General features: G+C 50.4%; 11 protein-coding genes. 5 read left to right on the top strand and 6 right to left on the bottom strand.

The genetic code is table 11. The annotated features are described in order from the left end of the window. Positions 1–98: 98 nt before the first annotated feature. Positions 99–956: a pyrroline-5-carboxylate reductase gene (gene proC / locus HUN05_22990; protein WDP87640.1), complete on the bottom strand. Its 858-nt coding sequence runs from the start codon at positions 954–956 to the stop codon at positions 99–101. A gap of 198 nt (positions 957–1,154) precedes the next feature. Here proC and HUN05_22985 point away from each other — a divergent pair, with 198 nt between their 5' ends. The 4 genes from HUN05_22985 (at position 1,155) to nifS (ending at position 4,726) form a co-directional block, all read left to right on the top strand. After that, complete coding sequence (locus HUN05_22985) at positions 1,155–1,961, top strand: TIGR02757 family protein (protein ID WDP87639.1); 807 nt, start codon at positions 1,155–1,157, stop codon at positions 1,959–1,961. Between the two features lie 102 nt (positions 1,962–2,063). After that, positions 2,064–2,813 carry a DNA/RNA nuclease SfsA gene (sfsA, locus tag HUN05_22980; GenBank protein WDP87638.1) on the top strand — a complete coding sequence of 250 codons (750 nt, stop codon included), beginning with the start codon at positions 2,064–2,066 and terminating at the stop codon, positions 2,811–2,813. A 159-nt stretch (positions 2,814–2,972) separates the two neighbouring features. Next, positions 2,973–3,542: a Fe-S cluster assembly protein NifU gene (nifU, locus tag HUN05_22975; GenBank protein ID WDP87637.1), complete on the top strand. Its 570-nt coding sequence runs from the start codon at positions 2,973–2,975 to the stop codon at positions 3,540–3,542. Positions 3,543–3,553: 11 nt separating this feature from the next. Beyond that, positions 3,554–4,726: a cysteine desulfurase NifS gene (gene nifS, locus HUN05_22970; protein ID WDP87636.1), complete on the top strand. Its 1,173-nt coding sequence runs from the start codon at positions 3,554–3,556 to the stop codon at positions 4,724–4,726. 70 nt (positions 4,727–4,796) lie between these two features. Here nifS and rarD read toward each other — a convergent pair whose 3' ends face one another. The 4 genes from rarD to HUN05_22950 form a co-directional block, all read right to left on the bottom strand. Then, positions 4,797–5,669: an EamA family transporter RarD gene (gene rarD, locus HUN05_22965; protein ID WDP87635.1), complete on the bottom strand. Its 873-nt coding sequence runs from the start codon at positions 5,667–5,669 to the stop codon at positions 4,797–4,799. A 74-nt stretch (positions 5,670–5,743) separates the two neighbouring features. Continuing rightward, on the bottom strand, positions 5,744–6,661 hold the full coding sequence (gene cysK, locus HUN05_22960) for a cysteine synthase A (protein ID WDP87634.1): 918 nt from the start codon (positions 6,659–6,661) through the stop codon (positions 5,744–5,746). Further along, positions 6,645–7,631, bottom strand: coding sequence for a serine acetyltransferase (locus HUN05_22955; protein WDP87633.1), 987 nt, complete (start codon positions 7,629–7,631; stop codon positions 6,645–6,647). The genes cysK and HUN05_22955 overlap by 17 nt, the downstream gene beginning before the upstream one ends. After that, positions 7,624–8,028: a helix-turn-helix transcriptional regulator gene (locus HUN05_22950; GenBank protein WDP87632.1), complete on the bottom strand. Its 405-nt coding sequence runs from the start codon at positions 8,026–8,028 to the stop codon at positions 7,624–7,626. Before HUN05_22950 ends, HUN05_22955 begins: the two co-directional genes overlap by 8 nt. Before the next feature lie 297 nt (positions 8,029–8,325). Here HUN05_22950 and clpB point away from each other — a divergent pair, with 297 nt between their 5' ends. Beyond that, a complete protein-coding gene (clpB, locus tag HUN05_22945) occupies positions 8,326–10,920 on the top strand; it encodes an ATP-dependent chaperone ClpB (GenBank protein WDP87631.1) in 2,595 nt (864 codons plus the stop codon). Positions 10,921–10,987: 67 nt separating this feature from the next. Here clpB and HUN05_22940 read toward each other — a convergent pair whose 3' ends face one another. Beyond that, the gene (locus HUN05_22940; protein ID WDP87630.1) at positions 10,988–12,379 is read right to left on the bottom strand and encodes a sigma 54-interacting transcriptional regulator; all 1,392 of its coding nucleotides are present in this window, start codon (positions 12,377–12,379) and stop codon (positions 10,988–10,990) included. Positions 12,380–12,528: the final 149 nt, after the last annotated feature.

The raw sequence follows: 12,528 nt of genomic DNA, 5'->3' as shown, positions 1-12,528 counted from the left end.
AACCACTGTTTTTATTTAAACCCATAACCGCCTCCTTAACGTTCCTTTGCCAGGGCCATGGCCCGGAGTCTGCCCTAAGATTCCGGGCCATGGTTTTTTTATTTGCCGTTCTTGGAGTTTTCGATAAAATCTTTGACCATCATATCTCCCAGCTCCTTTGACCGTTTTGCTGCAGATTCCACGGCATTGATCAGGGTGGTTCTCAACCCTCCCTGTTCCAGGGTGTGGATACCGGCGATGGCCGTGCCCCCGGGTGATGCCACCCTGTCCTTGAGCTGGCCCGGGTGTTCCTTGGACTCTAAAAGCATCCGGGCTGCCCCTAAAATTGTCTGGGTGGATAAAAACAATGAGTCTTTTCTGGACAACCCCATCTTAACCCCTGCATCTGCCATGGCATCCACAATGGTGAAAATATAGGCCGGTCCTGACCCGCTCAAGCCGGTAAAGGCATCCATGAGTACATTTTCCTGGATAAACACGGTTTCGCCCACAGAGTCAAATATGGCTCTTGCCAGTTTCACATCCCCGTCCACTACAAATTGACCTGCGGCAATGGCTGTGGCGCTTTCTTTGACAAAGGCGCAGATATTGGGCATGGACCGGATCAGACGCAGCTCTTTGTCCAGCCCTGCGGCAATGGCTGCCAAAGGCACCCCTGCGGCAATGGAAATCACCAGCTTGGTCTTGTTCAGGGCCGGTGCGGTCTGTTTGAGGACCGATCCCAGGATCTGGGGCTTTGTGGCATAGATGATGATTTCCGATTCCTTACAGACCTGAATATTGTCCGTGGTGGTCTTTATTCCGTATTTTGACTGAACCTTTTGTAAAAGTGTGGTATCAATATCCGAGCAAATGATATTTTCAGGCTTTGCCGCCTTGGACAGCACAAGGCCGCTGACCAATGCTTCGCCCATGTTGCCGCTGCCGATAAACCCGATTTTTTTTTCCTGCAGCATCTGGTCTCCTTAAATGATAATAATTGAAAAATAGTATTTTACGGCCAAGGGTAAAATCCTGTCAAGTGAAAATCCAGGCCAGCCCCAGGATCGAGATCGGGTCTGGCCCTTATCTTGCTTTTAATTATTGTGGAAGGGGATTGCGGCAAGGGCTTGGGACAGATACAGATAAAATTCTAACAGACCATTGGAAAGAAGATGCCGGGAAAACAAAAGGATAAAAAATTTAAACAAAAGCTTGATACCCTTTATGAACGGTATACTAAAAGAGCGTTTGTGGATCCTGATCCCCTGTTGTTTCTTTACGATTACCCTGAAATTCAAGACCGGGAAATCGTTGGGATGGTGGCCTCATGCCTGGCCTACGGCCGGGTGGGCATGATCATGAAAACCGTTGGCCATGTGCTGGCTGAGCTGGGAGATTCTCCCCATAGATTTTTAACCCGGTCCAGTTTGGATCAGATCCAAAACAGGTTTAGGGGGTTTAAATATCGGTTTGCCACAGAGGCCCATTTGTGCAGCCTTTTTAGCGGGATTCAAAATATTCTTAAAACCCATGGCTCTCTGGAAGGCTGTTTTTTGTCGGCCCCAACCTCTGCCGGTCCGGTTCAGGGGCTGACAGCCATGTACCAGACAATTTTAGAATCCGGGGATCCAGGCCATCTTTTGGCAGATCCCCGAAAAAATTCAGCCTGCAAGCGAAGTTTTCTTTTTTTGCGGTGGATGGTGCGCAAAGACGAGGTGGATCCAGGCGGCTGGTCTACCTTGTCCCCCTCGGAACTGGTGTATCCCATTGATACCCATATTTATAAAATCGGGACCCTCATGGGCTTTACCCAAAAAAAAGCGGCCAACAAGGGGTGCGCCCTTGAGATCACCCGGGGATTTCGGCAGATTGAGCCCCATGATCCGGTCAAGTACGATTTTGCCCTGACCCGGTTTGGCATACGGGATCAGATGGATTTAAAAGATTTATCTCGGTATTTGTTATCCGGCATACCCTAAAGGGCAGAAACTGGCCGGGGCATGGTATTTGTTCCCGGCCAAAAATGAAACTCTTATCATTGTAATAGGTTAGCAGACGTTTTATTTAAAAAAAGGATATTCATGACAGTTTACAAAGGATATGAACTGCCTTTCCTGATTCAGGGAAGACTCATCAAACGGTATAAACGGTTTTTAGCCGATATTGAACTGGACACGGGGGACGTGATCACCGCTCATTGTCCGAACTCAGGCTCCATGCGCGGGTGTGCCGAAGCCGGGGCACGGGTCTGGGTGTCCCAAAGCGACAACCCGAAACGCAAGCTTAAATATACCTGGGAAGTGATCCAGACAAAAGACTCGTATATCGGCATCAACACCCAGGTACCTAACCGGCTGGTGAAACAGGCCATTGAAAACCACCTGGTGGAGGAGTTGGACGAATATACCCGGGTCAGGTCTGAGGTCAAGACCTCTGCTCATACCCGGCTGGACCTTTTGCTCGAAGATGAGCGCGGCAAGCGCTGCTATGTTGAAATTAAAAATTGTACCCTGGTCGAAGCAGGCCGTGCCATGTTTCCCGATGCAGTTACGCTCAGGGGGCAAAAGCATCTGGAAGAACTGGTCATGCTTCGTCAACAGGGACATGGGGCCGTTATTTTTTATCTGATCCAGCGCATGGATGCAAATTCATTTGCGCCGGCCTGGGACATTGATCCGGTCTATGGGGATAAGCTGGTCTGGGCGGTTGAAAACGGGGTGAGAATCATTACACGGGATGTGGTCATGGATCCCTGTTCAGATCCCGGCCTGATCTCCATCGGCAAACCCATCCCGGTCCGGTTGCGCTCAGGCTCGTTTTTTGCAAATTAAATTGCCAGGTTGTCTGGAGACATCGGGAAACGGATAAATCAAGAAACGGGAAAATATTCAAATGACCATGTTGACAATCTACCACCCTGTAGTATTCTTTTATCCAGATATCCGATCCCTGAACAGGGCATTTTGTAAAGCGGAACAAGGAGAAAAATCATGTGGGATTACACAGATAAGGTCAAAGAACATTTTTTAAATCCTAAAAATGTCGGTGAGATGGAAGATGCCAATGCTGTAGGAGAAACTGGTTCCCTCAATTGCGGGGATGCCTTAAAGCTGTTTTTAAAGGTGAATGAGAATGAGCGGATCATTGATGCCTCTTTTATGACATTTGGCTGCGCAAGCGCTGTGGCCTCTTCTTCGGCCCTTACCGAAATTATCAAGGGCATGACCTTAGACGAGGCCGCCCGTGTAACCAATGACGATATCGCTGATTATTTAGGGGGGTTGCCCAAGGAAAAAATGCATTGCTCGGTCATGGGGCAGTCTGCCTTGAAAAAAGCCATTGCCGATTTCAGGGGGATACAGATCCTTGCCAAACCCGGCGAAGTGGTCTGCGAATGCTTTGATGTCACTGACCTTGAAATTATTGATGCGGTCAAAACCAACGGGCTTGAAACCACCGAAGATGTGACCCATTACCTCAAGGCCGGCGGGGGATGCGGACAATGCCTGGACCGGATTGAAGAGGTGATTGAAACCGCAAAACAGGCACAGGAAAATTAAGGAAATACGCCATGGATGTGATTTATACGGACAACAATGCCACCACCAAGGTCGCAGATGAGGTAATTGAAACCATGGTTCCCTTTTTGGGCCAGTTTTACGGAAACCCTTCGTCCATGTATACCTTTGGGGATGAAGTGGGGAAAAAGATACGCAGGGCCCGGCAGCAGGTGGCCCAGTTGATCAATGCCCAGCCCGAGGAGATCGTATTTACCTCCTGCGGGACAGAGAGTGACAATGCCGCCATAAACGCCGCCATTAAAGCCTTTCCTGAAAAAAAGCATTTGATCACCTCGGTGGTGGAGCACCCGGCCATCAAGAATTTATTTTCCCATCTGGCTCAGACCCAGGGGTATGAGGTCACCTTTGTGCCTGTGGATAAAAAGGGGCGGCTGGATACAGATATCCTGTATGAAAGCATGACCCAGAATACTGCTCTTATTTCTCTGATGTGGGCAAATAATGAGACCGGGGTGATATTTCCCATTGAAGAAATTGCCCAAAAGGCAAAGGAAAAAGGTATTCTTTTCCATACGGATGCGGTCCAGGCCACGGGCAAGGTGGAGATTGATGTGAAAGCTGCGGGCGTGGATATGCTTTCCTTGTCCGGTCATAAAATTCATGCGCCCAAGGGGGTGGGGGTCCTTTATGTAAAAAAGGGGTTTAAATTTTTACCCTTTCTCATTGGCGGACACCAGGAAGGGGGCCGCCGGGGGGGCACGGAAAACACTGCCGCCATTATCGGGCTTGGAAAGGCCTGTGAACTGGCAAAGGAAAACCTTGGCCTGATGGACACCCAGGTAAAGGGCTTAAGGGATTATCTTGAATCCCGGCTTTTAAAAGAGATTCCCGCCACCTCGGTGAACGGGGACACAGAGAACCGCCTTCCCAATACATTATCCATGGGCTTTGATGCGGTGGAAGGGGAATCCATTCTCATGCTTTTGGACAGAAAAGGGATATGCGCCTCCTCCGGGTCTGCCTGTACCTCGGGTTCCCTGGATCCCTCCCATGTGCTCATGGCCATGGAAGTGCCCTTTAAATCTGCCCATGGCACCATTCGTTTTTCTCTGTCCCACTATAATACCAGAGAGGAAATGGACCTCATTGTCGAGACCCTGGTTCCGGCCATTGACAAGCTTCGGCAGATGTCTCCTTTTTGGAAAGACGGAAAAATGATCTGATTATTGTTTTGTCCAAGCGTGGGCCTGAACCCGCATAGATATTAGGGGTTCAGGCCTTTTTTTATGGGCGCTATTGCCGGGATGCTTTCCAGGATTCCCGTATATAGAGGACCACTCCTGCCCAGATAAAGGCAAAGGTGACTAAGCTGTGGCGGGTAAAGGGCTCCTGGTAGACAAAGACGCCGAGGACAAAGGCGATCGAGGGTGCCAGATACTGGAGGATGCCGATGGTGGACAGGTTCAGCCGTTTGGCAGCCGATGCAAACCAGAGCAGCGGAAGGCTGGTCACCACTCCGGATCCCAGGCACCAGAGGGTGATGCCTGTTTCCTGAATAAATGGGGTGGTGCCCAAACCGATTCTGAATCCGATATAGGCCAGGGCCGGAACGAACAAGACCAGGGTTTCAATGAACAGGCCCGGGATGGGGGCTGCTTCAATTTTTTTTCTTGAAAAGCCGTACAGGGCAAAGGTAACGGCCAGGGTCAGTGCAAACAGGGGCAATGACCCGTATGCGGCCAGGGAATAGATCACCCCTGTCATGGCCAAAAGCACGGCAATCCACTGAAGCCTGCTGAACCGTTCTCCTAGGAGAAGAAATCCTAAAAGCACATTGATCATGGGGTTGATATAATATCCCAGGCTGGTTTCCACCACCCGGCCCGAATTCACGGCCCAGATATAGATAAACCAGTTAAGACCGATGAGCAGCCCGCTGATGACAAGGCGGATCAGGGCTGTTGGATTGTGGATGATATTAAAAACCTCATCCCACCTTTTTTGAAAGGAAATGATGCCCCCAAGAAAAAGACATGACCAGACAATGCGGTGGCAGAGAATCTCAAAGGCATTGACCGCCTGCATCTGTTTCCAATAGACCGGTAAAAACCCCCAGGCTGTAAACGCTGCCAGCCCGAACAACACCCCGTTTAATTTCTGGTTCATAAATGCCCCTGATTTAAATGCTTTAATTTATGCATAGAAATCAGGTTGGCAAGTAAAAAAACAAAGATTCAGGATCAGTCCATGAACAGGTTTGTGCTGATATATCGTTCTCCTGTATCACAGGCCACAAAGACAATGGATGAACCGGGATGTTTTTTCCCGGTTTCAAATGCCGCATGGAAATTGGCTCCTGAAGAGATGCCGCAAAGAATGCCGCAGTCTTTTGCAAGCCTTCTGGCACCGGCCAGGGCATGGGCAGATTCAATCTGGAAAATCCGGTCAATGATCTTCTGGTTTAAATTGTCCGGGATAAACCCCGCACCGATACCCTGGATGGCGTGGGGGCCGGGATTTCCCCCTGAGATCACAGGCGAGTCTTTGGGCTCAACCGCAAGGGTGACAAGGCCGGGCTTTTTTTCCTTGATAAATTCTGACACGCCTGTGATGGTGCCGCCGGTGCCCACCCCGGCCACAAAAATATCGATGTCTCCTTCAAGGGCGTCCCAGATTTCAGGTCCGGTTGTTTTTCTGTGGATTCTTGGGTTGGCAGGGTTTGAGAATTGGTCCGGCATAAAGGCGTTGCCATGGGCGTCTACTATCCTGTGCGCCTCTTCAATGGCCCCTTTCATCCCCTGGGTTCCGGGGGTGAGCACCAGTTCGGCGCCTAAGTGGATCAATAGCCTGCGCCGTTCAAGGCTCATGGTGTCGGGCATGGTCAATATGAGTTTAAGCCCTTTGACCCGGGAGACAAAGGCAAGGGCAATGCCGGTGTTGCCCGAGGTGGGCTCGACAATCAGGGTCTTTTTGTCGATTTTTTTGCTTTTGATGGCTTCCTGGATCATGGCCTGCCCGATCCTGTCCTTTACACTGGACAGGGGATTGAAATATTCGAGCTTGGCAAAAAGAGAGGCCCCGCAGTCTTGGGAGGGTTTTTCCAGATAGACCAGAGGGGTATTGCCGCATGCCTGGGTGACGTCAGATATTTTTTTCATGGGACCCCTTTATTTTTTCCTGGTTTTTGTAAATCAGTCTTGGCTCTTCTATAAAGACCTTGGTATCGGCCGGAATGGACTGGGTGATCCATACGTTGCCTCCAACCACAGACCGGGCACCCACAACGGTTTCTCCGCCCAGAATGGTTGCGCCTGAATAGACAATCACGTCATCTTCTATCGTGGGATGGCGTTTGGCCCACCTGAGTTTTTCCCCTGCATTGGGGGGCAGGGACAGGGCGCCAATGGTGACATTCTGGTAAATTCTCACATTGTTGCCGATCACAGAGGTCTCTCCGATAACAATGCCGGTGCCGTGGTCAATGACAAAGCGCTTGCCGATAACGGCCCCGGGATGAATGTCGATCCCGGTGAGGCTGTGGGCATCTTCCGACATGATTCTGGGCAGTTGGGGCACCTTGAGGCTGTGGAGGATATTGGCAATCCTGTATACGGTAATGGCATAAAGGCCTGGATAGGAAAAAATGACCTCATCATGGCTTTTGGCTGCAGGATCCCCGTCAAAGGCGCCTCTGACATCTTCAGACAGGCAGGAGCGAAGTTCGGGTATGGCCTTGATCACCTCTAAGGCCACCTTGTTTCCCCTGGGCTCGCATTCGGAACAGACCTGGTCATATCGCAGGCAGTCGTGGCGAAGCACATGGATGACCTGTTCGGAGAGAATATCAAAAAGCCTTGATACGGCCTGGCCCATGTGAAAGGGCAGGTTGGCTTCATCCACCTTTTCTTTGGAAAAATATCCCGGGAATAAAATTTCCCTGAACTTGTCGATCATTTCACGTACGGAGGTTGAAAAATGGATGGGTGCATCTCCGATATGGGCAAAACAATGGTCATCTTCCAGAGAGTTCATGATTTTTTCTATGGCCCCGGGCAATGCCCTGCGCTGGTCAGACATGGTTTCCCGATCCGTGTGGCAGGCCTCGTGGTCCATGGTCAACTTATTCATCAATTAATATTCCTTGTTCTGTTTTAAAAAAGTTTAAAAAAACCTTGCAGGTTCTACATTCTTCCATCTTGTCTTCCCAGGATCCGTGAACCTTGCCGCTGCATCGGGTGCCGTTGATAAACCAGCACAGGTCTCCGGACTGAAATTCTTTGGCCGGACAGTTTTTTTGGATTTCTTCTGGGCAGTTGAGAATATCCCAGCATTTTTTATTGCCCTTTAGGGGATGAATGATCCGGGATAAAAGGAATAAAAGTTGCCGCTCCACATGGTGGGGGATTTTGCGCCACCCTTGTTCATAGCTGTGGACGGCTTTGATGGAAATTCCCAAAAGCTGTGCCAGCTCTTTTTGGGTTTTACCAAGTCTTGATCTCATTGTTTTAAAATTCAGACTGTCCATGAATGTTCCCGATATATTATGGGTATTTGATCCTGTCTTAAAATATACCACAGGGTGGGAGTTGTCAACGCGGCCCAAGGAAATGTTTATAATATTTTGTCCATGAAACCTGGGGGGAAGATTTTATTTTTAAAGGGCCGGTTCATCCCGGCAATTGTAGCGATGCAGACAAGTGTCGGTGGAAAAATCAGGCCAGAATTTTATCATAAAAATTAAGATATTGACCTATAATAAAACTGCATTACTTTATTGGCTGTAAGTGTGAAAAGTAATGAAGAATAGAATTGGAGGTAATACATGAACTTTGACAAATTAACAATCAAGTCCCAGGAAATGCTTCACCAGGCCCAGACCCTTGCCCAGGAACGGGGTCACCAGGCCATTGAACCGGTTCATTTTTTAGGGGCGGCCCTAAAGGATCCCGACGGCATGGCCATTTCAATTTTTAACAAGATCGGGGTCAGTCCCCAGGGACTGGTTCAGGAGTTGAACCAGGCCTTTGACAAGATGGTCAAGGTCCCTGGAAATGCAGATCCCTATCTTTCCAAAGAGAGCCGCAAGGTGATTGATCTTGCCTTTAAAGAAGCCTCAAAGATGAAAGATCTATATGTGAGCCTGGAACATATTTTGATCAGTCTGGCACGGACAAAGGGGACGGCGGGTGAGCTTTTAAATCGCTCCGGCATCACCCGGGAGGCCATTTTGGCCGTGCTCAAAGATATCAGGGGCAGCCAGCAGGTGACTGACCCGAATCCCGAGGAAAAATACCAGGCCCTGGAAAAATTCGGCCGGGATTTGACCGACCTTGCCCGGAGGGGCAAGCTGGATCCGGTGATCGGCCGGGATGAAGAGATCCGGCGGATCGTCCAGGTTCTTTCCCGCCGCAGGAAGAATAACCCGGTGCTCATGGGAGAGCCCGGCGTGGGCAAGACCGCCATCGTGGAAGGCCTGGCCCAGAGGATTGTGGAAGGAGATGTCTCTGACGCCCTTAAAAACAGGCGGGTGGTGGCCCTGGATATGGGGGCGCTCCTGGCCGGGGCCAAGTTCAGAGGGGAGTTTGAAGACCGGTTAAAGGCGGTTCTCAAGGAGGTGGAATCCGCCCAGGGGGAGATTGTTTTATTCATTGACGAGCTTCATACGGTGGTGGGTGCCGGGGCAGCCCAGGGATCTGTGGATGCTTCAAACATGCTCAAGCCGGCCCTGGCCCGGGGCAGTCTGCGCTGTGTGGGGGCCACCACTTTGGATGAATACCGCAAATATATTGAAAAAGATCCCGCCCTGGAAAGGCGGTTTCAGCAGGTGTATGCCAGAGAGCCCTCTGTGGAAGATACGGTTTCCATTTTACGGGGACTCAAGGAAAAATATGAGGTTCACCACGGGATCCGTATCAAGGATTCTGCCATTGTGGCTGCCGCCACCCTGTCCAATAGGTATATCTCAGACCGGTTTTTACCGGACAAGGCCATTGATCTTGTGGATGAATGCGCCTCCAGGCTGAGAATAGAAATTGATTCCATGCCAAGGGCCATTGACGAGATCCAGCGCAAAATTACCCAGGCCAAGATTGAGCGCCAGGCCTTGATCAAGGAAAAGGATGCTGCATCCAGAGAACGCCTTGGGCTTTTAGAACAGCAGATGGCGGATTTGGAAGAGCAAATTCGGCCTTTAAAGCTTCACTGGGAGAGTGAAAAATCCCTGATCCAGGAAATTTCAGGGATCCGGGAAGAGATTGACCGGCTCCAGACCCAGGCCCAGCTAGCAGAGCGCCAGGGGGATCTGGAAAAAGTGGCCCAGATCCGTTATGAGGCTCTGGCAGAGTTGAACCAGGCCCTGGAAGACAAGAAAAAAGGGCTTGCCGCTTTGCAGGAGACCCGGCAGATGCTCAAAGAGGATGTGGATGAGACCGATATTGCTGATGTGGTGGCAAACTGGACAGGAATTCCCGTATCCAGGATGCTGCAGGGTGAAAAAGAAAAGCTGGTGGAAATGGAATCTTATATCCAAAAACGGGTCATTGGCCAGGCAAAGGCCATTGACGCAGTCTCCAATGCCGTTCGCCGGGCCCGGTCAGGGCTCCAGCCCGAAGACCGGCCCATAGGCACCTTTATCTTTATGGGGCCCACCGGGGTGGGCAAAACAGAGCTTGCCAAGTCCTTGGCAGAGTTTATGTTTGATTCTGCCGAGGCCATGGTCCGCGTGGATATGTCCGAATACATGGAAAAGCACAGTGCGGCCCGGCTCATCGGCACTCCTCCCGGGTATGTGGGGTATGATGACGGCGGGTACCTGACCGAGGCGGTCCGGCGCAGACCCTATTCCGTGATTTTATTTGACGAGATTGAAAAGGCCCATCCCGATATATTTAATATTCTGCTCCAGGTCCTTGACGAGGGGAGGATGACCGACGGCCATGGCCGGACAGTAGATTTTAAAAATACCATCATCATCATGACCTCGAATCTGGGCTCAAGACTGCTGTTGGATGCAGGCGCAAATCATGACCCTGGGGTGGATGAGGATGTGGCCAAGGTCCTGAAGGCGGCGTTCCGGCCTGAGTTTTTAAACCGGATTGATGAGATTATCTCCTTCCATGCCCTGAGCCTTGATAATCTCATGGAGATTGCCGGCATTCAGATCGCTGTTTTAAACCAGCGTCTGGCCGCCCGGAACCTGGGGGTTCACCTGGATGCATCTGCCATTAAATTTTTGGCCCAAAAGGGATATGACCCGGGATTCGGGGCCCGTCCCCTGAAGCGGGTAATTCAGCAGGAAATTGAAAATCCGTTGTCCATGGCCATCCTCAAAGGTGACTACCTGGACGGCGACCAGGCCAGGTTTACCTTGGATCCCCAAAAAAATCATTTGACTCTGATGCCTTTAAGATCAGATTAAAGCAAATGGATTGAATACCAGGGCTGTTCCATGTACAAGCCTGGTTTGGCAAATAGATCCGTCTGGGTTAAATTTCGTTGGAAAAGGTTTTGATTGATTCGTTTTGGGCCAAAAACCGGTACAGGGTCGCCCGGCCCACCCCAAGGACCCTGGCGGCCTTGGACTTGTTGCCTCCGGTTCTGGTCAGGGCTGCCCGGACAGAGGCCTCACTGAGTTTTCCCCGGACTATGGGCGTTTTTGTCGGCTCGGGATCCGGGGAAAACAGGGGATCTTTTCCAGGTTTCACCTCAACGTTCAGCTCCATGGGCAGGTCTTTGGGGGTGATGGTCTTGCCTTTGGATCGGACCACGGAAAACTGGATAACGTTTTTAAGCTCCCTGACATTGCCGGGCCAGTGGTGGTCCATCATCAGGGCCATGGTTTCATCGGCCAGGGTTGGGACGGGATGAAGACTTTCCAATTCCGCTTCTTTTAAGAAATGGGCCGCCAACAGGGGAATATCGCTTTTTCTCTCTCTCAAGGGAGGTAAATGGATGGGAATGACATTGAGGCGGTAGAAGAGATCTTCCCTGAACCGGCCGGCAGCCACCTCCTGCTTTAAATTCTTGTTGGTGGCTGAAATGATTCTGACCTTTACGGAGACCTTTTTTTCTCCGCCCACTTTTTCAAAGGATCCTTCCTGGAGAAAACGGAGCAGCTTGACTTGGGTTTTCAAGGGGAGTTCGGCCACCTCGTCCAGAAACAAGGTGCCTTTGTGGGCCAGTTCAAACCGCCCTTTTCTTTCCTTTACCGCCCCTGAAAACGCCCCTTTGACATGACCGAAAAGTTCGCTTTCCACAATGCCTTCGGGAATGGCACCGCAGTTCACCGGAACAAATGCGCCGTTGCCAAAGGCGGAAATATCATGGATGGCATAGGCCACTCGTTCCTTTCCGGTTCCGGTTTCTCCTGAGACATGTACGGGATAATTGTACAAGGCCACATCCCGGATCTGGCTGAAGATATCCTGCATGGCTTTATCTTTGCCGATGATACCGGCAAAATTAGACAGGTTTTCCGCTTTTAAGGAAAGGCGGATGGAGTCGGTAAGGTCTTTAAATGCGGCAATAACGCCTTTGAAAACATTGGTGTTGTCAATGATGGCCGTCACGGTCATTTCCAGATGGCGGGTCTCCCCGGATTTGGTAATCATGGTGACGGGATATTCTTTTGTTTCCACATTAAAGGCGGGAGAATCGTCGCAAAAGGAACATTTTTTGCCGCAAAAAGGGGCACTAAACACAAGATGGCAATCCTGGCCAATGACCTCTTCTTTGGTATAACCGGTTATTTTTTCAGCTTCTTTGTTGAATACCGTGATGATACGTTTCGGGGTATGGGCGATGATGCCGATCTTGAGATGGTCCAGCACCAGGTTGAGGTTGTCGCGGTCCAGCAGGGAAAGGGTCGGATTTTTCATTTTGACTGTCTCTGTATTATAAGTGTCACGCCGATTCTATAGCCTGGCCCTGTAATTGACACATTTGTGTATCAGGTGCAATGGTTTTTTAAGAAATTTTAAAAAAAGGGGAAGATGCCAATGCCGGGAGCCGGAGGCATTGACAGGGG

Origin of the sequence: Desulfobacter sp. (assembly GCA_028768545.1) — a bacterium.
GTDB lineage: Bacteria > Desulfobacterota > Desulfobacteria > Desulfobacterales > Desulfobacteraceae > Desulfobacter.
Note: the sequence above shows the minus strand (reverse complement) of the source record. Positions and strands in the feature narration are given on the sequence as shown.